Origin of the sequence: Klebsiella sp. RCJ4 (genome assembly GCF_009025755.1) — a bacterium.
Lineage (GTDB): Bacteria > Pseudomonadota > Gammaproteobacteria > Enterobacterales > Enterobacteriaceae > Klebsiella > Klebsiella michiganensis.
The window spans coordinates 149,534-172,615 of sequence record NZ_WCIN01000038.1 but is presented as its reverse complement, the minus strand read 5'-3'; the positions used below and the strand labels follow the sequence as shown (position 1 = coordinate 172,615).

Below are 23,082 nucleotides of genomic sequence, written 5' to 3'. Positions count from 1 at the left end.
GCGTCAAATGCGCCGCTGACGACGGCGAACCGGCCGCACGCGTTTGGTTTTCTCCTCCAGGGCTACGCCGGCGAGATAATTGGCCAGCGCGACAGGAGAAGGGTGAGTGAACAGGTCAAGCAGCGTCAGGGTGGCGAATTCGTGACGTTGTAACAAGACGTGCAGCTGCACCAGATTCAGCGACGTGGCGCCCGCCTCAAAAAAGTTCTCTGCGGGTGCGACTGGCTCGCCAACCACCTCGCGAAAGGTGTCGCAAATCAGGCTGACGCTGCTCTTGTCCGCCGCGATCCGCGGCTGAGCGCGCTCAGGGCGCAGCCGGCGGGCGCGTCGCTCCGTGACCTTAAGCGGGGGAACCAGGTCGGCGAGCGGCAGCTGCCAGCTGCTGTCATCCTCCGCCATTCGGTTAAGCAACGCGCAATACTGTGCAAACTGGCGCTCCACCTGCCCGTCAGGAAACAGGGCGGCGACAAAATCCCAGTTAAAGCGCAGTTCCCCTTCGGATTCATAAACCTGGTGATCGAGCCAGACCTGCGGCGTCTGGGATATACCCCACACCGGTTTGAGCAGATTGCGCCGGGCAAGGAAGTTATCCTGCTCAAAGCCCAGCGCGCTGGTAAAGACGACGGGCATTGGGACAGCCGGTACGTTTTGCCGCCGCGCCAGTTGCCGCATCACGCGGATTGCCGACACATCGCGGTGGTTGAGGCTCTCGCTTAGTCGCTGCTGTAATAACCGCGCGCTTTGCAGCCAGCTCTCGCCGGGATGCCAACTCAGCAGCATCAGCGAAGTAAAGTCGCCCAGGATCTGGTTGATTTGCGGGTGCAGAGGTCGTCTGTCGAAAAGCGTAAGGTTAAGCGTGAAATCGGGCTGTGCGCTCCATGCAGCAAGAACCGTTGACCACACGGATAACAGTACGGCCGACGGGGTGAGATGAGCATCAGCCGCCCGCTGTTTCAGGCGACGCCAGCGCGCGCTGTCCATTGCCCCATAGAGCCGTGCGAAGCGCGGCGTCTCAACGTCCTGAGGCAAGCAGCGTAGCGGTAACGCAGGTGCCGGAGGAATATCATCAAGCTGCGTTTGCCACCATGCCAGAGAGTCGGGATTGGGCGTCCGCAGCGCGGGTTGCTGCAGATAATCCCTGAAGGTAATGGGAAGCGGCGGCGGCAGCTGCTGCGGATAGCGATAGCCGTGTTCCAGCTCTGACAACAGGATCTGCATGCTCAACCCGTCAAGCAACAGGTTATCCAGACACAGCCACAGGCGGGCGGGCATCCCGTCGACGAACCCGACCTGAAGATCGAATACCGGCCATACTTCAGGGTTGAGAACCTGATGCGCCAGTCTGTCGCGTACCTGCAGCGCCTCTTCGGGGCTGTGCAGGATGTGCGCGGGTATCACCCATGGGGGAGTCTGTTCGAGAACCCGCTGTTGTCCATCCCGCACCACGGCGCGCAGCATATCGTGGCGGGCGATTAACCGGTTCCAGACCTTCTCCAGCCGGTGAATATCCAGATCGGCAATTTCAAATTCAACAAAGAAGTGTGAGCCTACGCCGCCAAGGGCAAAGCCCGGCTGACGCCCGACCAGGTAAGCCTGCTGCACATCAGTCAGCGCGAAAGGCCGGTAGCGTTCTTCAGGGGAGTGGACAAAGGGTTGTTCAACAGGGAGGTCGGTTTTACGCAGCGTGGCGGCAAAATCAGCCAGCCGGGGGTGATTAAACAGGTCGCTTAATCGTGCTTCATAACCCGCCTGGTGGAGCTGTCCGATCAGCCTGGTGGCTAGCAGGCTATCACCGCCATGCTGGAAGAAGTCGGTTTCTCTGCTGACGGCGCCCATCGACAAGAGCGGCTGCCAGATGACGGCAACCTGCTTCTCAATATCGCCCAGGGGTAAATCCGCTTCAGTCCGGTTTTCAGCTTCCGGGGTATGACAGCGTTTTAGCGTCTGATAGTCAATTTTGCCGTTCGCCGTCAGCGGTAAGGCGTCAAGTAAGAAGATCCGTTTCGGTACCATCCACCCCGGCAGACGTTCGGCGAGAGCGGACTGCAGCTGACGAGGATCGCGGCGTACCTGGCTAACGGGGCATTGTACGAGGAAGCGCTGCAATCCCTCGACTTCATCGCCGTGCTGGCAGTTGAAAGCGGCGGCGGTAAATATCGCCCCCCAGTCAGCGCTATTGTGAAGTAAGGCTTCGGGCTGACCATCGGTTAACAGAAGCGTGCTGAGCAGGGCGGAGGGCGTTAACTGACGAAACTCCAACACATAGAGCAGCGCGCCTGGAACGGCCAGCTGCTGTAATGCCGCGAGGAGCCCGGGCTCTTCCGGCAGCAGACGATGCAGGGCGTTATTCAGCCAGATAACGTCCGCCGAATGAGCATGCGCCGCCAGCGTGTCTGCACTCCAGAGGGCCAGACGGGCGTCAGACCACGGTGCAAGCCGCTGTCGGGCGCTCAGCAGCAGCTCCTGGCTGTGCTCAAGCCCGACATACTCAATCTCGTCAGCGCTGAGCCGGGTTAGCAGGCACTCTGCGGCGCGGGCGGTGCGGACACCCACCTCTAGCAGGCGTACCGGGCGCTGTAAACGCCGGGAAAGCTGTTGACAGATTGTCGCCAGTTCCTCGATATACAGGGCGCTGGCCGGATGGTCGAAAGCCAGACTTTCCGGCGACCACCGCGCATCGTTCAGTAATGACAGTTCGTGGCGAGCGCCGCGAAGGATCTGCGTTAAGGTGAGGTCATGCCCGCTGAAAGAAGGAGGGTCATTCTCCGGCGCTTCCCCCGCACAAACCTGATAACCCTCAGCGGCGGGCTGCAGCCGCTGTTGGGTCACGAGAAAGGCTAACCAGCGTTCCACCACGGCCCGCCAGCGAGGCTGGATAGCGAGAGCATTCATCAGGGGAAGAGGATCGGCGCCAGGAGTTTGACCCGGTTTCAGTTTTAACAGGCGATGCTGAAGAAAATCAGCGACCTGGCCGGCGGAGATTTCCGGGGGGCAGACGCAGCAGGGCAGCGTTCCGGCAAGCCCGCGCCACGCCTGGGGCAGCGCCGGGTCCCGATGATGGGTAACACAGAAAGCCGAACCCTGAGGCACAACCCAGGCCGCCAGGGTCTTTTCTTTTTCGCCGATCGCCACAACGGTTGACTGTTTCACTCCCGCCAGCTGGCTGAGCGCGCTTTCGATTTCACCCAGCTCGATGCGATATCCCCCGACTTTGACCTGCTTATCGCGACGACCGAGGAACTCTAACGTACCGTCTGGCCAGTAGCACCCGAGATCGCCGGTGCGATACCAGCGCGCGTTCGATTGCGTTACAAACTGCTGCTCGCTGCGTACAGGATCGTTAAAGTAGCCTTCCGCGACCCCGATACCGCCAATCCACAATTCGCCCGGAACCCAGTCCGGGCAGTCCCGGCCCAGTTCATCCACCACCCGGTAACGTTGGTTGGCCAGCGGAAAACCATAAGGGATGGCGCGCCAGTGGTCGGGGACCCGGTTAATTTCACAGGCGTTAGACCAGATAGACGCCTCGGTGGCGCCGCCCATGGCGATAAACTGTCCCTGGGGGCGGAAGGCGTGATAGCGGGCAGGAAGATCGAGGCCGATCCAGTCGCCGGAAAGCATGACCGCCCGCAGTTTCTCCGGCGCGGCGTCGGCGAAACCTTCACACCAGGTCAACAGCATATCGAACAGCGCCGGGACGCTGTTCCAGAGCGTAACCTGATGACGCTGGATCAATTCGCACCATGCGCGGGGATCGCGCCGTTGATTTTCCATAACGATAACCAGCGAGCCGCCGGCGCTCAGAACGCCAAAAATGTCGTAAACCGATAAATCAAAATGCAGGGCGGAGAGGGCCAGCACTCTGTCTCCGGGACCCACCTGGTAACGGCTATTGATATCGCAGCAGGTATTCAGCGCTGCACGGTGAGAAATGACCACGCCTTTCGGCGTGCCGGTCGACCCGGAGGTATAGATAATGTAGGCCGGCTGCGTCGGCGCGCGCGCCGCCTGGTCGGCTAGCGGCTCCGCCTCAATGGCCTGCTGCCAGGTCAGGTGGGGAATATCGTCTGACCAGGCGCTGGCGTCGTGCTGGCAGGTGAGCACCAGCCGGACGTTGGCGTCAGCGTAGATTTTCCCGCGCCGCGCGGCGGGCTGGTCGAGCGAAACCGGAACGTACACCGCCCCGGACAGCAGCACGGCGAGGACCGCAACCAGCTGCCCCGCGCCTTTCGACATTGTAATAGCGACATTGTCGCCGGGCTGAACCCCGCACGCGATTAACCTGCCAGCGCAGCGGCGCGCGTTCTCGGTCAGCTCACGATAATTCCACCGATAATGCGCGTCCGTTACCGCCAGCGCCTGCGGTTGCCGGAGGGCGATGCGGAAAATGCCTTCATGCAGCAAGCCCTGAGGAACGGGGGCGTCGGTTGCGTTAACCCGTTGACGTATCTCCCGCTGGCTTTGGGGCATCCTGTCCGCGAACGACTTCTTCCAGGCGCTTTCATCATCGCAGAGTTGGTTAATCAGCTGGCAGTAGGCGTTGAACAACGTCTCGACCAGCGCCGGAGGGAACAACGCGTCATTGCTATCCCATTGTAGCCAGACCTCGCCCCGATGCTCGAACGCCAGATGATCTATCCAGACCTGCGGCGTCTGCGAGATGCCCCATTCCGGTTCGCCCAGCGGCGACTCGGCGCGGCTGCTGTACAGGGAGCGCCCCAGATTGCTGGTAAATACCACCGGGGCGCCGTGGGGATGGCTTTGCTGGCGTTTGAGTTCACGAAGGAGCTCGACGCCGGACCAGTGGCGATGCTCCCAGTCCTCAGTAAACGTGAGCTGGTTTTTACGCGCCAGGTTGCTGACGGTATCGCCATCGCAGGCGGTATCCAGCAGAAGAATATTGGTGAAGTCGGCAAGCATTTCGTCAACCGCCGGGTGCAGCGGCTGGCGGTCAAATAACGTGATATTGAGCAGCAGCCGCGTCAGGCCGCCCCAGCGCCCCAGAACGGCAGCAAAACAGGTCGCCAGCGCCATTGTCGGCGTTACGCCATTCTCACCGGCCCGTTGGCTAAAGGCGTTCCAGCGTGTTGTCGGGACAATCATGCGGCGTCGGGTATTACGGACTTCACGCAGCGTGGCGGGTTCGCAGGCTAGCGGTAAAACCGGCGCGGGTGGCAGCATTGATGCTTTCGCCAGCCAGTACGCGCGCGCTTTGTCGAGCAGCGGCTGTTTGATCTTCTGCTGGTGCAGCAGATAAGCGCGGAAATCATAGCGGGGGTCGCCGGGCGGCAGCGACTCTCCGGCCAGCAGGGCGTTAAGTTCATCGAAAAACAGCGTAAAGCTGGAAGCATCCATAATCAGCAGGTCGATATTGACATGGAGGCGGTGGCGATTGTCCGGCAAGAGCGTCAACTGGAAATCAAAGGTTTCGCCCATTTCCACGCGTAAAAGACGGTGGCTCAGGCGCTGGCGCAATGTTTCCAGATAGGCCTGGCGGCTTGCCTCGTCGGTCTGGCGTAAATCATGAACGGTGACGCCGTTCCAGTATGGCTGCGGTAGCCAGACCTGCTGCCCGTCGGCGCGAAAGGCGATATGCAGCATCGGGTGGCGTTGCAGTAAGATCGTGATGGCCTGCTCCAGCTTTGGCGCCGTCAGATAATGGCCGGCAAACTCCTGATACAGATGGCAACCGACGCCGCCCAGCGTCTGTCCGGGCATTCGGCCCGTCAGATAGGCATGCTGTACCGGCGTCAGCGGGAAGGGGGTACCCTCGCTCATGACTGGCCACGCCGCGTCCGCCGGGGAGCTTGCATCATCCGGTTTTTCACCCGAACGGCTGCGCATCAGCTGGCGCCATGCTGCCAACGTGGGGGCGGCATACAGCTCGCGAAGGGTGAGGCGGTAGCCCTTTTTACGAAACCAGTGTAACCATCTCATTAATCTTATGGAGTCCAGGCCCGCCTGGATCAGATTGCTCTCTTCCTGTAGCTGCTGCGGCGCTACATTCAGTTCCTGTAATAACAGTTCGCGTAATTGTTGATAATCGGCCGCTTCGCCGTTGTCCGATAACAGCGGGTCCTGAGAGGGGGCGCCAGAAATCATTCTTCCTCCTGATGGCACGTCATACCAAAAGCATTGCTTATATGAGAATAATTATTATTAACAATTGAGCGCTACCCGAATCGGGTTTATTTGTGCCCGTTTCGGTTTACGGTCGGCAAAAAACAAGGCCCGGATGGCAAATCCGGGCCTTGTTAACGGAGGAGTTTCTGGGGTAAGCCCTGGTTAGATCAGACGTTTGAAGGTCGACGGCGTGACGCCAAACTGCTTCTGAAATGCGGCGGAGAAATGGCTGGCGTTGGCATAGCCTAGATCCGCCGCCACCGTCATAACGGAAGTATTGCCATTGGCCAGCCGTCTTCTTGCCTCCTGCATGCGTTCAGCCTGAAAAAGACCATAGACGCTGTTGTTGAACAGAACGCGAAATCCCCGCTTAATTTTAAGCACGCTTAAACCGGACTCTCTGGCGAGTTCGGTGACCCCCGGCGCCTGCGTCAAATCGGCCAGCAGCAGATCCTTTGCCCGCAGCAGTTTCTGGCGCTCCATCGGATTGAAGTGGCAGGAGGAACAGCTGGCGTCCTCGCGATGTTCATCCAGCACCAGGCTGAGCATCACCAGACTTTGTCCCTGTAGCCATAACGTCGACGGTTTTTGTTCATGACTGAAGCCGCCGTGCATCCGCATCAGCGCGTGCCGCAGGGCCTGAGCCGTTAGGTGAGTTTCGGCATTACAACGCTGCTGCTGGCAACAGCAGTGGGAGTCGATCTTATTTTTAATGACCGAGCTAATATCCGGCACCCACAGCGCGAGGGCTTCAGGGCTGAAAGAGAGCGTAATGCTCTCGAACCGGCCGCAGTAGGAGGCGCTGCCGCGGCAGTCTGGCGTATGGGTAATGTAATGACGATCGCGCGCGAGTTCCCAGTCGGTGTGGCGGCTGAGTCCCTGGATCGCAAAGCGCGATGTGCCTTCCAGAATGCAAGAGAAGTTAATCCTGCCCAGGTCGTCGTGCAGCTGCAACGTCTCGGGCTGAGCAAAGTGGCCCCGCCAGAGCAAAATATCCATACCTTCCTGCAACGAGCAGCGCAGCAGCTCACACTGGGCAGGAATAGTGCCGTCGTTCGCGGGTTTTCCAACCACTAGCTGGTGAATAGAGATTGCAGATTGCGTTTGTGGTGACTCCGTCATGACCGGGTTATCTCCCTGTGGCTTAGACCAATGCGGGTATAAATAGAACCGAATGGGGTAGATGAGTAATTGATAATGGTTATTATTCACATTAATTCCCGGAACGCCACCTTGAAATAGTGTTTTTGGCGTCCATAAAAATTCATCAGGAAAATCAGTCGCTCCCATGTCATCTCACTCATCCAACACTGAATCGCTGTCCCGATTTCCTCTTTGGCAGGTGATTACCCCGGTTCGCCGGAAGGTGCTCCTGGCTATGGCGCTGGCGGGGCTGGCGGCCTTCACCAGCCTGGGGGCGCTGCTTTTTCTGGCATGGTGCCTGCGCGATCTGCGCGGGGCGCCTGACATCATCCCCGTCTGGCCGCTGAGCGGCGTAGTCGGCTGCGTGATAGCGACCTTTATCCTGCGTCTGCAGGCGTTCAATACCTCTCATTATGCGGCTTTCCATCTGGAGAATATTCTGCGCAGCAGATTAGCTCGAAAGACCCTACAGCTTGCGCCGGGCGCGTTACAGCAAATGGGCAGCGGATCGGTGGCGAAAGTAATGCTGGATGATGTGAAGTCGTTACATATTTTTGTTGCTGACAGCACACCGCTCTATGCCCGCGCCATAATCATGCCGCTGGCGACTGTTGTTCTCGTATTCTGGCTGGACTGGCGACTGGCCATCGCGACGCTGGGGGTACTGGCGTTTGGTTCGGTGGTGCTGGTACTCGCCCGTCAGCGCTCGGAAAACATGGCTCAGCGTTATCATCAGGCGCGTGAACGGGTCAGCGCCGCGGTGATTGAGTTCGTACAGGCCATGCCGGTGGTGAGGACCTTTGATAGCGGCAGTACCAGCTTTTTGCGCTATCAACATGCCCTCGAAGAGTGGGTCGATGTGCTCAAAAGCTGGTATCGACAGGCCGGATTTTCAGCGCGCTTTTCATTCTCAATTCTGAACCCGCTGCCGACCATATTCGTTCTTATCTGGTGCGGATACGGCCTGCTGCACGCTGGCAGTCTCGATTTTATCGCCTGGGTAGCCGTTTTACTGATAGCCAGCGGAATGGCCGAAGCGGTAATGCCGATGATGATGCTTAATAACCTGGTCGCGCAAACGCGTTTAAGCGTTCAGCGTATCTATCAGGTTCTCGCGATGCCGGAACTCTCGCGGCCGCGAGCCGAGCGACAGCCGGAAGAGGCGAGTATCACCTTTGAGCAGGTAAGCTTTCATTATCCGCAAGCGCGGAGTGGCGCCGCGTTGCAGGAGGTGAGCTTTCATGTGCCTGTCGGGCAAATTGTGGCGCTGGTAGGGCCAAGCGGCGCCGGGAAAAGCACCGTGGCGCGGCTGCTGCTGCGTTACGCCGATCCCGACAAAGGCCATATTCGTATTGGCGGCGTGGATCTGCGCGATATGCGGATAGAGACCCTGATGAAGCAAATCTCGTTTGTGTTTCAGGACAACTTTCTTTTTGCCGACACGATCGCCAATAACATCCGTCTGGGCGCGCCGGATACGCCGCTGGAATCGGTGATAGCGGCGGCCAGAGTGGCGCAGGCGCATGAGTTTATAAGCGCGTTGCCGGAGGGTTACAGCACGCGGGTCGGGGAACGAGGGGTATTTCTCTCCGGCGGGCAGCGGCAGCGCATCACCATCGCCCGGGCGCTTTTGCAGGATCGTCCCATTCTGGTGCTTGATGAAGCGACGGCGTTTGCCGATCCGGAAGGTGAAGCGGCGCTTATCAAAGCCCTCGCGGCGGCCATGCGCGGCCGGACGGTCATCATGGTCGCGCATCGTCTCTCCATGGTGACTCAGGCCGATGTGATATTGCTGTTTTCCGACGGTCAGCTCCGGGAAAGCGGGAGCCACGGGCAGCTGTTGGTGCAGGGTGGCCTGTATCAACGGCTATGGCAACGCTATCAGCAGGCGCAGCAGTGGGCGCCGGGTGGAACGCAGGAAGAGGCGGTGCAAAATGAAAGACACTAACCCGGCGGATAATCTGGCCTGGCGCGCGATCTGGCGCCAGCTTATCTCCAGCGTGGGCAGTCAGGCGGGAACGCTGCGGCGCAGTCTGGTTGCTCTGCTGCTGGCGGCATTGATGCAGGGGATCGCCTTCGCCTGTCTCTATCCGATCGTTGATGCGCTGCTACGGAATGAAGCATCGCGGCTTCTTCACTGGGCTTTGGCCTTCAGCATTGCGGCGTTGGTGACGCTGGCGCTCCGCTGGTATGGGCTGGGCTTTGAATACCGCGGGCATCTGGCGCAGGCCACCCATGAGCTGCGCCTGCGCCTGGGCGAACAATTACGCCGCGTGCCGCTGGAGAGGCTCCAGCGCGGCAGAGCGGGCGAAACGAACGCCTTGTTGCTGGGCTCCGTGGATGAAAACCTAAATTATGTGATTGCGATAGCCAATATTTTACTGCTGACCATCGTCACGCCGCTGACGGCGTCGCTGGCGACATTGTGGATCGACTGGCGGCTGGGGCTGGTGATGCTGCTGATCTTCCCCTTGCTGGCGCCGTTTTATTACTGGCGCCGCCCGGCGATGCGGCGACAAATGCAGACCCTGGGCGAAGCGCACCAGCGGCTGAGCGGGGATATTGTTGAATTTGCGCAGGGGATGATGGTATTGCGTGCCTGCGGTAGCGATGCCGATAAAAGCCGGGCGCTGCGGGATCATTTTGATGCTCTGGAAAACTTACAGACCCGCACTCACCGCCAGAGCGCGGGCGCGACGATGCTGATCGCCGGCGTTGTGGAGCTGGGACTACAGGTGGTGGTGTTGTGCGGAATTATCTGGGTGGTCACGGGCACATTGAACCTCGCCTTTCTGATTGCCGCCGCCGCGATGATTATGCGTTTTGCTGAACCGATGGCCATGTTTATCAGCTACACCTCGGTGGTGGAACTGATTGCCAGCGCCTTACAGCGTATTGAGCAATTTATGGCGATCGCGCCGCTTCCCGTTGCCGAACGCGGGGAGATGCCGGAACGTTACGATATCCGCTTTGACAATATTCATTACCGCTATGACGACAGCGGCGATCCCGCGCTCAATGACCTCTCTTTGACCTTTCCGGCGGCCAGTATGAGCGCGCTGGTGGGCGCTTCCGGCGCAGGTAAAACCACGGTCAGCAAACTGTTAATGCGCTATGCCGATCCGCAGCAAGGGCGGATTTCTATCGGCGGCGTCGATATTCGTCGCCTGACGGCGGAGCAGCTCAACAGCCTGATTTCCGTCGTTTTCCAGGATGTCTGGCTGTTTGATGACACATTGCTGGCGAACATCCTGATTGCGCGCCCGCAGGCGACCCAGCAGGAAGTGGAAGAGGCCGCCCGCGCGGCGCAGTGTCTTGAATTCATTACCCGCCTTCCTCAAGGCTGGCTGACGCCAATGGGCGAGATGGGCGGACAGCTATCGGGCGGCGAGCGCCAGCGGATTTCCATTGCCAGGGCCTTATTGAAAGATGCGCCAATCGTCATTCTTGATGAGCCGACCGCCGCGCTGGATATCGATAGCGAGCTGGCGGTACAGAAAGCTATCGATAACCTGGTTCACAACCGGACGGTGATTATTATCGCCCATCGCCTGTCTACCATCGTCGGGGCCGGAAACATCCTGGTGATGGAGGAGGGCAAAGTGGTTGAACAGGGCACCCATGCGCAGCTGCTCTCTCTTCATGGGCGTTACCAGGCGCTGTGGCACGCGCAAATGGCCGCCCGCGTCTGGCGCGCCGAAGGGGGTTCCACATCAGAGGAGGTGGCGCATGAGTGACGTTCCGTCGAATGTGAAACCGCTGACGTTAACCACCGGGCGGGTGATTTTCGCCATTGCCGGCATCTATGTGACACAGAGTCTGGTATCGGCGCTCTCGATGCAGTCCTTGCCCGCGCTGGTGCGCGCTGCTGGCGGATCGCTTGCGCTTGCCGGGGCGACAACCCTGTTTATGCTGCCCTGGGCGCTGAAGTTTATTTGGGCGCCGTGGGTCGAGCGCTGGCGGCTACCTCCTGGCAGCCCGCAGCGCCGTTCCCGCATGCTGATCCTGCGCGGGCAGGCTGCGCTCGCGGCGATCCTGGCGATTGCCGCCGCGATTGGCGGGACAGGGCGAGAAGGCGGATTGCCCGAAACGCTAGTCGTCGCGCTATTTGCGCTGTTTATGGTGGCAGGTACGGTCGCCTCCACTATTGATATCGCCAGCGACGGTTTTTGCGTCGATCAGCTGACCCGCGCAGGGTACGGTTGGGGAAACAGCGTGCAGGTCGGCGGCAGCTATCTGGGAATGATGTGCGGCGGTGGGGTGTTTCTGATGCTGTCGGCGACCGTCGGCTGGCCTGCGGCCATGCTGATGATGGCGGCGCTGATCCTGGTCTTATCCGTACCCCTGTGGCGCATTGCCGAACCAACGCGCGCAGCATCTGTTCCGCATGTTCCGGCACTGGGTTATGCGCTTAGAAGGCGACAGGCTCGGCTGGGCTTAATGCTGGTATTGATGCTGAATTCCGGCATGCGGTTTGTGCTGCCTCTTCTGGCGCCGCTGCTGTTGGATCATGGTCTGAGCATGTCAGCGCTCGGCGCGCTGTTCAGCGGCGGGAATATTGCGGCGGGCATAGCCGGAACGCTGGCGGGTGGATTGCTGATGAAATACCTCTCACCCGGCAGAGCGCTGTTTGCGGCTTATGGCGTGCAGGGCATCGCGCTGCTGGCGGTAGTGATGACGCTGCTGATAGCGCCGGGTCCTCTACTGCTGCCGATTCTCCAGGGGTTGATCGTTGTTCAATCTGTTTCGCTGGCCTGCGCGTTGGTCTGTCTTTACGCCACGCTGATGGCGCTTTCTTCGCCTTTGCAGGCCGGTGTCGATTTTACGCTCTTTCAATGTACTGACGCCGCCATCGCCATTCTGGCCGGCGTAGTCGGCGGCGTTGTCGCGCAGCGCTTTGGCTATGCGGCCTGCTTCCTGTTTGCCGGCGTATTCACGTTGCTGGCGGCGTGGATTGTTTCTATCCGACTGCGTTCGGCAGAAGAACTGATGACAAGCTCAATTGATTGATCCGGGAATAACACAGAGAGGTAAGGGATGAAAATCAGTGAATTTTTACACCTGGCGTTACCAGAGGAGCAATGGCTGCCGATGATTTCTGGCGTCTTACGTCAGTTCGGAGATGAAGAGTGCTATGTCTATGAGCGCCAACCTTGCTGGTACATAGGTAGAGGATGCCAGGCGCAACTGCAGATTAATGCCGACGGCACCCAGGCGACATTCATTGATGATGCTGGAGAACAAAAGTGGGCGGTAGATTCGATTACCGACTGCGCGCGTCGTTTTATGACGCATCCGCGGGTAAGAGGATGCCGGGTATATGGCCAGGTTGGGTTCAACTTTGCGGCTCATGCGCGGGGAATGGCCTTTGATGCCGGCGAGTGGCCGCTGCTAACGTTAACCGCTCCCCGTGAAGAACTTATTTTTGAGAAAGGAAATGTTACCGTTTACGCGGACTCCGCCGACGGATGCCGCCGTCTGTGCGAGTGGGTAAAAGAGGTCGATACGGCGACACCATGCGGGCCAATGGTTGTGGATACCGCCCTGGACGGTGAAGCGTATAAACAGCAGGTTGCGCGCGCCGTTTCGGCGATCCGCCGCGGCGATTACGTTAAAGTCATCGTCTCACGCGCGATTCCTCTGCCAGCGCGTATTGATATGCCCGCTACGCTGCTATATGGACGACAGGCCAACACGCCCACCCGTACGTTTATGTTTCGCCAGCAAGGACGCGAGGCGCTGGGTTTTAGTCCGGAACTGGTGATGTCGGTGACGGGAAAGAAAGTGGTCACTGAACCGCTGGCGGGCACCCGCGATCGCATGGGCGATATGGCGCATAATCAGGCAAATGAGAGGGAGCTGCTGCACGACGGTAAAGAGGTGCTTGAACATATCCTCTCGGTCAAAGAAGCCATTGCCGAACTGGAGGCGGTTTGCCAGCCCGGCAGCGTGGTGGTCGAGGATTTGATGTCGGTTCGCCAGCGCGGCAGCGTCCAGCATCTGGGGTCTGGCGTCAGCGGCCAGCTCGCGGAAGATAAGGATGCCTGGGATGCGTTTACCGTGCTGTTTCCGTCAATTACCGCGTCAGGTATCCCTAAAAAAGCGGCCCTCAACGCGATCATGCAAATTGAAAAAACGCCGCGGGAGCTCTATTCAGGCGCAATCCTGCTGCTGGAAGATACGCGCTTCGATGCGGCGTTAGTACTGCGTTCCGTGTTTCAGGATAGCCAGCGCTGCTGGATACAGGCGGGGGCGGGTATCATCGAGCAATCTACGCCGGAGCGCGAACTGACGGAAACCCGGGAGAAATTAGCGAGCATTGCGCCCTATTTAAAGGTGCCCGCGTGACGGTTATCGACCCTGTTTAAGGTTAAAAGTGCCAGTAAGCTGGCACTCTCTTTTGCCGGGTTCAGGCGCTTATTGTGCGTCGGCCAGCGCCAGTTCGGCTTCTTGCTGTTGCGTGTTCTTACGCTGTTGCTCAAGCTCCAGCGCGCCGCGATGAGAGAGGTAGCAGAACAGAATGCAGCAGACGATCCCGCCCATCAGCAGATAGAACCCGCCGTGCCAGCCCATTTTATCCACCATCACGCCAAACAGGCTGGTGCCTAACGATGCGCCAAAGATGTAGCTCATAAATCCGCGCAGTCCCACGGCGGAGCCGACGGCAAAGCTGGGAACAATTTCCATGGTCTGCACGGAGGCCAGAAACTGCGGCACGTAGATCAGGCAGCCCACGATCGCCGCGAATACCGTCACCATCAGCAGGGATTCGCTTTTCCAGTAGCCGATCAGGCAGACAAAAATCAGCGCCATACAGATCATGGCAAGCGGCATGCGCCGTCCTTTGAACAGCTTGTCGGAGAGCCAGCCCGCCAGCAGGGTCGACGGAATCGCCGCCCATTCAAAGAACAGGAACGCGACGCTCATCTGCTCTTTGGAAAAATGTTTCACCGTCAGCAGATAGATAGGCAGCCAGCTGATCATGCCGAAACGCACCATATAGACAAACACGTCCACAAGGGAGACATACCAGGCGTTTTTGTTGCGCAGAACGTAGGTGCAGAAGATCTGGAATGCGCTCATATTTTCCGGCGCTTTTACCGCGTGTTTAGCGTTAAGCACGACCTTTTCTTCCGGCATCATCTCTTCCAGCGCAGGCAGGCCTTCCTCGCGCGGCGAACCTTTACCCAGCGCCAGTACGCTGATGGCGAACACCACCGCCACGCAGGCCGGGACAATGTAGCTGGCGCTCTGCCAGTGCTCGGTACCGAGAATCGCAAACGCGGCGCCGACGATCGGGGCGACAATCCCGCCGCCGACGTTATGGGAAATGTTCCAGAAAGCCCCCACGCGACCGCGCTCCCGGCGAGGGAACCAGTTAGCGATGGTGATAAAAGAGGGGCCGACGCCCATCCCCTGAAACAGACCGTTCAGAACGACCAGCGCAGCGAAGATCCAGAATGCGGTGCTGAACCCCAATCCGACGTTGACGATCGCGCACAGCACCAGGCCGCAGGCCATAAAGACTTTCGGGCTGGCTTTATCCGCCAGGCTGCTCATAACGCCTTTGCTGATCCCGTACGCAATGAGCATACAGCTGCTGAGCAAACCGATCTGGGTGGCGCTCAGATCTAACTGCTCTTTCAGATAAGGCGTGGATAAGGTGAAATTGTTGCGCACAATATAGTACGCCAGATAACCCAAAAATACGCTTAGCAGCGCCTGCATGCGGTAGCGGCCATAAGTTGCCTGAATTTTCTCAGCCGGCACTTTATTTGCCGACGGCCCTTTTTTTAATATTGATAACATGTCGTCACCTGTATTTTATATTGATATGAACATCAGGAGTATTCGGCATGAAGAGTGAAATAAGTGGTCAGAAAACTCAAATCGTCAAAATGGGTCAAAATTGACTCAAATTGATGAATTTAGGGGTTATTTTTAACGCATTGAACATCAATGAAATAGCGAATAATTAATTTTCCGCTGATTTTATGTCAGGCATGTGCGGATATTAACAAATTCCACATTCATTATCTGGTAATGTTTGCTGATATTCCCGGAGGCCAGCGCGGCTATTTCGAGGCTAGCGGTGATTAATCCGCCAGGCGTCATAAACGGGTAAGTTTTGTCTCAACGCTCTTTTTTCGGTATTTCAATATTTATGAACGGGATCACAAACATGTTTCTGCGGCGGAGTCGGGCGCCCGGCAAAACGCTCGCGTTGCTGCTGCTGGCCGCCGGATTCAGCTCCTGTGCGGCGCAGGGGAACGAACTGGTGATGGCGACAACATTTTCCCCCAGCGCCACCGCGTGGATTATCGCACGCTGGCAAACGGAGCCGGGGTCGGTGATGATTCGCACCCTCAACCGCACCAGCGCCTCGCTGGAACAGCTGCTTGATACGGCAAATGCGGAGAACGTTGATCTGGTCCTGACCTCATCACCGATGCTGCTGCAGCATCTTCAGGAGCATCAAAAGCTGGCGCCGTTCAGCGGCGCGCCGGCGGCCAGTCAACGCCTGGTGCCGGAATCCATCCGCGCCACCTCCGTTGCCGTGGCGATGTCGGGGTTTGGCTTGCTGATTAACCGCTCGGCGCTGGCGACGCGGCATCTGCCTGCACCAGCGGACTGGGACGATCTCACCGATCCCCGATATCAGGGGGCGCTGCTGATGAGCAGCCCGTCGCGCTCGGACACCAATCATCTGATGGTGGAGTCGCTGCTGCAACAAAAGGGCTGGCTTAAGGGATGGCAAACGCTGCTGGCAAGCGCGGGAAATCTGGTGACGATTTCATCCCGCAGCTTTGGCGTGGCGGATAAGATCAAAAGCGGGCTGGGCGTAGCCGGTCCTGTGATTGATAACTATGCCAATCTGTTGCTGAACGATCCGCACCTTGCCTTTATCTATTTTCCGCAGTCGGCGGTGTCGCCTACCTACGTCGCGGTGCTCAAAAATAGCCAGCACGCCAGCGAGGCGCGGCGGTTTATTCGCTATCTGCTGAGCCCGGAAGGCCAGCGGATCCTCGCCGACGCGAATACCGGGAAATACCCGGTGACGCCGCTGACGGCAGGCAATCCACGGGCGGCGCAGCAGGCGGTGCTGATGAATCAACCGCCGTTGAACTATCGCCTGATCCTTAAGCGTCAGCGTCTGGTTCAGCGGATGTTTGATACGGCGATCAGCTTTCGTCTCGCCCAGCTGAAAGATGCCTGGCGAGCGCTGCACAGCGCGGAGGCTCGCCTTAAGCGTCCGCTGCCCGAAATACGCGCGCTGCTAACCGGCGTCCCGGTCAATCCGGCAAGCAGCGAGGATGAAGCCTGGCTGGCTAAGTTCGATAATAAGAGCTTTGCGGAGCAGCAAATGATGGAGTGGCAGCTCTGGTTTCTCAACAACCAGCGGCAGGCGATCAATAAACTGGAAGAGCTGAAATGATGGCCCGTTCCATACTGCAACGTCTGCGGCAAATCAGTATCAGCAGCAGCCTGCGCGGGGCCTTTCTGATGGGCGCGCTGCTGACGCTGATTGTCAGCAGCGTCAGCCTTTATTCATGGCATGAGCAAAGCTCGCAGATACGCTATTCGCTGGACGAGTATTTTCCCCGCATCCACTCTGCTTTTCTGATTGAAGGCAATCTCAATCTGGTGGTCGATCAGCTGAATGAATTTCTGCTGGCGCCGAATACCACGGTGCGCCTGCAGCTGCGTAACCAGATTATTCAGCATCTGGATAAAATCGAGCGGCTGAGCCAGGGCTTGTCGCCCGCGGAACGCCAGCAGCTGGGGGTTATTTTACAGGACAGCCGCGCGCTGCTGTCGGAGCTGGATCGCGTGCTCTACAACATGTTTCTGGTACGCGAAAAGGTGGGGGAACTCTCGGCGCGTATCGACTGGCTGCACGATGATTTTACCACTGAGCTGAATTCACTGGTGCAGGACTTTACCTGGCAGCAGGGAACGCTGCTCGATCAGATAGAAGCCCGCCAGGGCGACGCGGCGCAGTACCTGAAGCGTTCCAGAGAAGTCCAGAATGAACAGCAGCAGGTCTATACGCTGGCCCGCATTGAGAATCAAATCGTTGACGACCTGCGCGACAGGCTTAATGAACTGAAATCCGGAAATGATGACGGCATGCTGGTGGAGACGCATATCCGCTATCTCGAAAACCTGAAGAAAACGTCGGATGAAAATATTCGCGCGCTTGACGACTGGCCGAGCACGATCACGCTGCGACAAACGATTGATGAGCTGCTGGAAATCGGCATGGTGAAAAATAAGATGCCGGATACCATGCGCGACTACGTTACAGCGCAAAAAGCGTTAGTGGACGCCAGTCGCGCCAGGGAAGCCACGCTGGGGCGCTTCAGGACGCTGCTTGAAGCCCAGCTTGGCAGCAGTCATCAGCAAATGCAGATGTTTAATCAGCGTATGGGACAGATTGTCCGCGTGAGCGGCGGGTTGATTCTGGTGGCGACGCTGCTGGCGCTGCTGCTGGCGTGGGTGCTGAATCATTATTTCATCCGATCGCGGCTGGTGAAACGCTTTACCGCGCTGAACCAGGCGGTGGTGCAGATTGGTTTAGGCCGGACGGATGCCACCATTCCGGTTTATGGCCGGGATGAGCTGGGGCGTATTGCCGGTTTGCTTCGCCATACGCTGGGTCAGCTTAACGCGCAAAAACAGCAGCTTGAACAGGAGATTGGCGAGCGAAAAACGATTGAGGCCGATCTTCGTGCCACCCAGGACGAGCTGATCCAGACCGCTAAACTGGCGGTGGTGGGGCAGACGATGACCACCCTGGCGCATGAGATCAATCAGCCGCTGAACGCGCTGTCGATGTATCTGTTTACGGCAGGACGGGCGATTGAGCAGGGACAGACGGAGCAGGCGCGGGCGACGTTAAGTAAAGCGGAAGGGTTGATTAACCGCATTGACGCGATTATCCGCTCGCTGCGTCAGTTTACCCGCCGCGCTGAACTGGAAACGCCGCTGCATCCGGTTGATTTGCGTCAGACGTTTACGGTGGCGTGGGAATTGCTGGCGATGCGCCATAAGCCGCAGCAGGGGACGCTGGAGATACCGGATGAAACCGTCTGGATCCGCGGCGATGAAGTGCGGGTTCATCAGGTGCTGGTCAACGTACTGTCGAATGCGCTCGACGCCTGTCCGAACGCGGCGAAAATAACGGTGAGCTGGCAAATCCACGGCGACACCCTGTGCGTGTTGATTGCCGATAACGGTCCCGGCTGGCCTGCGGCCTTGCTACCGTCACTGCTGAAGCCGTTCACCACCAGCAAAGATGTGGGGCTGGGGATTGGGCTGTCGATTTCTGTTTCGCTGATGACGCAAATGGAAGGGACGCTGCGCCTGGCGTCGACGTTAACGCGCAATGCCTGCGTGGTGCTGCAATTTAATTTAACGGATGTAAATGATGTTGAGTAATGAGTGTTCGATTCTGCTGATTGATGATGATCGCGATGTGCTGGATGCCTATACGCAGCTGCTTGAGCAAGCGGGTTATCACGTCCACGCCTGCGATAACCCCTTTGATGCGCGGGCGTGGGTGCAGAAGGACTGGCCCGGCATTGTGCTGAGCGATGTCTGCATGCCCGGCTGCTCCGGCATCGATTTGATGACGCTGTTTCATCAGGATGACGAGCAGCTGCCGATTCTGCTTATCACCGGTCATGGCGACGTACCGATGGCGGTGGATGCGGTGAAAAAGGGGGCCTGGGATTTTCTGCAAAAGCCGGTCGATCCGGGTAAGCTGCTCTCGCTGGTGGACGCCGCGTTGCGCCAGCGGCAAGCGGTGATCGCGCGTCGCCAGTACGGCCAGCAAAAATTACGGGTTGAGCTGATCGGGCGCAGCGAATGGACGGAACAGTATCGCCAGCGTTTACAGCAGCTGGCAGAGACGGATATTGCGGTCTGGCTTTACGGCGAAGCGGGAACCGGGCGTATGACCGGCGCACGTTACCTGCACCAGCTGGGGCGTAACGCCGAAGGCCCTTTTGTCTACTGCGAACTGACTGCGGCCAACGCCCATAAGCTGAATGACGCGATCGCGCAGGCGCAGGGCGGAACGCTGGTATTAAGCCGTCCGGAGCACCTGACTCATGAGCAACAACATCTGCTGGTACAGGCGCAGAGCCATGAGAAGCGGCCTTTTCGCCTGATTGGTATCGGCAGCGCGTCGCTAGTGGCGCTGGCGGGCAGTAGCCAGATCGTGGCGGAGCTCTATTACTGCTTCGCGATGACGCAAATTGCCTGCCTGCCGCTGTCAAGGCGGCCTGATGATATCGAGCCGCTGTTCCACCACTATTTGCAAAAAACCTGTCAGCGACTGAATCATCCCGTCCCGGAGGTGGATCGCCATCTGTTAAAAGGGATGATACGTCGGGCGTGGCCGAACAACGTCCGCGAACTGGCGAACGCTGCCGAACTGTATGCGGTGGGGGTATTACCGCTCGCGGATACGGTGAATCCGCTGATGCACGTCGGCGAGCCAACGCCGCTCGATCGACGGGTTGAGGACGTAGAGAGGCAGATCATCACCGAAGCGCTGAATCTCCATCAGGGGCGCATTAATGAAGTAGCGGAGTATCTGCTTATTCCGCGTAAAAAACTCTATCTCAGAATGAAGAAATATGGCCTGAGTAAAGAGCACTACAAGGGCTTTTAGCGAAAATTGAGGGGGAGGGCGTTTATTTCCTTGCCCCTGATTTTTTGCGTTTTATTAATCGTATGACAAATAGTGGTTGTTATCTCTGCACGTGAATTATATAAATATCCAGCAAGTTAAGCACACCCATATAAATAATAACGTATTAAAAATGATACTTTAAAAAATAATAAGATTTCAGTATTAATTTTGATGCGTTAAAAGATGCCACTATAAATCAGGTTATGTGATCGCTGTTAGTGAATCAGCATAGTTGCATTTTATAAAATAGCCAAACAAACACAGCGTTTTTATTACCTGAATCAGAGTCAAATTAATTTGACCCTACTCTATATTACTGAGGCCATATTATGGAAACCGTTCAAAATACCCTCGTTGCTCGCGAGAGCAGCGGCTGGAGAAAAAGTGATACCGTGTGGATGCTGGGCCTGTACGGTACCGCAATTGGTGCAGGGGTGCTTTTCCTGCCAATTAACGCCGGGGTCGGCGGTTTAATTCCGTTAATCATCATGGCCATTCTTGCCTTCCCGATGACCTTTTTTGCCCACCGCGGTTTAACCCGTTTTGTCCTGTCGGGCAAAAATCCGGGAGAAGATATTACCGAAGTGGTGGAAGAACATTTCGGCACCGGTGCAGGTAAGCTTATCACGCTGCTTTATTTCTTCGCTATTTATCCGATTCTGCTGGTTTATAGCGTTGCTATTACCAACACCGTCGATAGCTTTATTACTCACCAGCTTGGTCTGGTGTCTCCGCCGCGCGCTATTTTGTCGCTGATTTTAATTGTCGGCATGATGGGGATTGTCCGTTTTGGCGAAAAAATGATTGTTAAGGCCATGAGCGTGCTGGTGTTTCCGTTCGTGTTCGCGTTGATGATATTGGCGCTGTATTTGATCCCGCAATGGAACGGCGCGGTACTGGATACGCTGTCGCTGAGCAGCGCTTCGGCAACGGGAAATGGTCTGTGGATGACCCTGTGGCTGGCCATCCCGGTCATGGTCTTCTCCTTCAACCATTCGCCGATTATCTCCTCATTTGCGGTGGCTAAACGTGAAGAATATGGCCAGGACGCCGAGCGCAAATGCTCCCGTATTCTGGGCTTCGCCCACATCATGATGGTGCTGACGGTGATGTTCTTTGTGTTCAGCTGCGTACTGAGCCTCTCCCCGGAAAACCTGGCGGAAGCGAAAGCGCAGAACATCTCCATCCTCTCATATCTGGCGAACCACTTTAACGCGCCGGTGATTGCCTGGATGGCGCCGATCATCGCGATGATTGCGATTACTAAATCCTTCCTCGGCCACTACCTCGGCGCGCGTGAAGGCTTCAACGGCATGGTGATTAAGTCACTGCGCGGAAAAGGGAAATCGATCGAAATCAACAAACTGAACAAAATCACCGCGCTGTTCATGCTGGTGACCACCTGGATTGTTGCCACCCTGAACCCCAGCATCCTGGGGATGATTGAAACGCTGGGCGGCCCGGTCATCGCGATGATCCTGTTCCTGATGCCAATGTATGCCATCAACAAAGTACCGGCCATGCGCAAGTACAGCGGCCACATCAGCAACGCGTTTGTGGTGGTGATGGGACTGATTGCCATCTCCGCTATTTTCTTCTCTCTGTTCAGCTAAGTTTTCAGCGCCGCCTGTCACCGGTGGCGCATCCGTTTTGCTATGTAACCGCGTGGGTGCCATATGATTAGCGTTTTCGATATTTTCAAAATCAGCATCGGGCCGTCCAGCTCACATACCGTTGGGCCGATGAAAGCGGGAAAACAGTTTGTTGATACCCTGCAGGAAAAAGGCCTGCTGCATAAAGTGACTCGGCTGGTGGTGGATGTGTATGGTTCCCTCTCATTGACGGGTAAAGGTCACCATACCGATATCGCCATTATTCTTGGTCTGTCAGGGTATCTACCGGATACCGTTGATATCGACGCCATTCCGGGCATTATTCGCGATGTCAACACCATGCATCGTCTGTTTATTGAAGAAGGCCAGCGCGAGATACAGTTCCCGGTGGCGGAATGCATGCGCTTTCACAATGAGTTTCTGCCGCTGCACGAAAACGGGATGAGCATTACGGCGTTTTGCGATGGCAAAATCGTCCACTTCCAGACTTACTATTCCATCGGCGGCGGTTTTATCGTCACGGAGGAAAACTTTGGTAAGAACCTGGAGGCGGAGGTTGATATTCCGTTCCCGTTCTATTCTGCCCGCAACCTGCTGGCGCACTGCCAGAACAACTGCCTGTCGATTTCCGCCGTGATGATGAAAAACGAGATCGCCCGCCACGGCCGGGAGAACGTTGAGCAAAATATGGCGAAAATCTGGGAGACCATGAGAAACGCCATTAACCGGGGGATGAATACGGAAGGTATTTTACCGGGGCCGCTGAAAGTGCCGCGCCGGGCTTCTGCGCTGCACCGCGTGCTGGCGCCGCAGAGCCAGTCGATTACGCCACTGAGCGCGATGGATTGGGTCAATATGTTCGCCATGGCGGTGGGGGAAGAGAACGCGTCGGGCGGGCGAGTGGTAACCGCGCCGACCAACGGCGCCTGCGGCATTGTTCCTGCGGTACTGGCCTATTACGATCGTTTTATCAAAGAGGTGACGCCGGAAATCTATATGCGCTATTTCCTGACGGCGGGCGCGATAGGCATTCTGTACAAGATGAATGCCTCCATTTCCGGGGCAGAGGTCGGTTGTCAGGGCGAAGTGGGCGTGGCCTGCTCGATGGCGTCTGCCGGACTGGCCGAGCTGCTGGGTGGCAGTCCGGAGAAGGTGTGCATCGCCGCGGAGATCGGCATGGAGCATAACCTCGGCCTGACCTGCGATCCGGTGGCCGGCCAGGTGCAGGTGCCGTGCATCGAGCGTAACGCGATTGCGGCAGTGAAGGCGATAAACTCGGCCAGTATGGCGATGTACCGTACCAGCGATCCGAAAGTCTCCCTGGATAAAGTTATCGAAACGATGTTTGAGACGGGCAAAGATATGAACGCCAAGTACCGTGAAACCGCCCGGGGCGGTCTGGCGATTAAAGTCGCGGTGTGTGAATCCTGAGCCCCCTAAAAACCGCCTGCCTGAGCCGCAGGCGGTTTTCTCTTTCCTGGTCTTTAAAATCACCTGAAG

The 23,082-nt window shown here is 57.5% G+C and carries 12 protein-coding genes; 9 read left to right on the top strand and 3 right to left on the bottom strand.

Annotation, left to right across the window (positions count from 1 at the left end; translation table 11 throughout):
* Positions 1-3: 3 nt before the first annotated feature.
* Both F8562_RS15925 and ybtA read right to left on the bottom strand, forming a co-directional pair.
* A complete protein-coding gene (locus F8562_RS15925; protein WP_094909322.1) occupies positions 4-6,102 on the bottom strand; it encodes a non-ribosomal peptide synthetase in 6,099 nt (2,032 codons plus the stop codon).
* 183 nt (positions 6,103-6,285) lie between these two features.
* Entirely contained in the window at positions 6,286-7,245 is a 960-nt protein-coding gene (gene ybtA / locus F8562_RS15920; RefSeq protein ID WP_032694987.1) for a yersiniabactin transcriptional regulator YbtA, read from the bottom strand.
* Between the two features lie 256 nt (positions 7,246-7,501).
* On the opposite strand from ybtA, the gene ybtP reads away from it, so the two are divergent.
* From ybtP to F8562_RS15900, 4 genes are read left to right on the top strand one after another with little or no spacing between them, the layout of a single operon-like run.
* Positions 7,502-9,214, top strand: coding sequence for a yersiniabactin ABC transporter ATP-binding/permease protein YbtP (gene ybtP, locus F8562_RS15915; RefSeq protein WP_163467440.1), 1,713 nt, complete (start codon positions 7,502-7,504; stop codon positions 9,212-9,214).
* Complete coding sequence (ybtQ, locus tag F8562_RS15910; protein ID WP_032719113.1) at positions 9,201-11,003, top strand: yersiniabactin ABC transporter ATP-binding/permease protein YbtQ; 1,803 nt, start codon at positions 9,201-9,203, stop codon at positions 11,001-11,003. Before ybtP ends, ybtQ begins: the two co-directional genes overlap by 14 nt.
* Positions 10,996-12,276, top strand: coding sequence for a yersiniabactin-associated zinc MFS transporter YbtX (ybtX, locus tag F8562_RS15905; RefSeq protein WP_014229379.1), 1,281 nt, complete (start codon positions 10,996-10,998; stop codon positions 12,274-12,276). The genes ybtQ and ybtX overlap by 8 nt, the downstream gene beginning before the upstream one ends.
* 27 nt (positions 12,277-12,303) lie before the next feature.
* Entirely contained in the window at positions 12,304-13,614 is a 1,311-nt protein-coding gene (locus tag F8562_RS15900; protein WP_014838496.1) for a salicylate synthase, read from the top strand.
* A 69-nt stretch (positions 13,615-13,683) separates the two neighbouring features.
* Here the strand turns inward: F8562_RS15900 and pgtP are convergent, their stop codons facing one another.
* A complete protein-coding gene (gene pgtP / locus F8562_RS15895) occupies positions 13,684-15,075 on the bottom strand; it encodes a phosphoglycerate transporter PgtP (RefSeq protein ID WP_009652152.1) in 1,392 nt (463 codons plus the stop codon).
* Positions 15,076-15,448: 373 nt separating this feature from the next.
* Here pgtP and pgtC point away from each other — a divergent pair, with 373 nt between their 5' ends.
* The 5 genes from pgtC (at position 15,449) to F8562_RS15870 (ending at position 23,013) form a co-directional block, all read left to right on the top strand.
* Complete coding sequence (gene pgtC / locus F8562_RS15890; RefSeq protein ID WP_014838494.1) at positions 15,449-16,702, top strand: phosphoglycerate transport regulator PgtC; 1,254 nt, start codon at positions 15,449-15,451, stop codon at positions 16,700-16,702.
* Entirely contained in the window at positions 16,702-18,708 is a 2,007-nt protein-coding gene (gene pgtB / locus F8562_RS15885) for a two-component system sensor histidine kinase PgtB (protein WP_089046450.1), read from the top strand. Before pgtC ends, pgtB begins: the two co-directional genes overlap by 1 nt.
* Positions 18,698-19,948, top strand: coding sequence for a two-component system response regulator PgtA (gene pgtA / locus F8562_RS15880; protein WP_038424511.1), 1,251 nt, complete (start codon positions 18,698-18,700; stop codon positions 19,946-19,948). Before pgtB ends, pgtA begins: the two co-directional genes overlap by 11 nt.
* A gap of 350 nt (positions 19,949-20,298) precedes the next feature.
* Positions 20,299-21,582: an HAAAP family serine/threonine permease gene (locus F8562_RS15875; RefSeq protein ID WP_014229376.1), complete on the top strand. Its 1,284-nt coding sequence runs from the start codon at positions 20,299-20,301 to the stop codon at positions 21,580-21,582.
* 63 nt (positions 21,583-21,645) lie between these two features.
* Positions 21,646-23,013, top strand: a complete 1,368-nt coding sequence (locus tag F8562_RS15870) for an L-serine ammonia-lyase (protein WP_014229375.1) — start codon at positions 21,646-21,648, stop codon at positions 23,011-23,013.
* Positions 23,014-23,082: the final 69 nt, after the last annotated feature.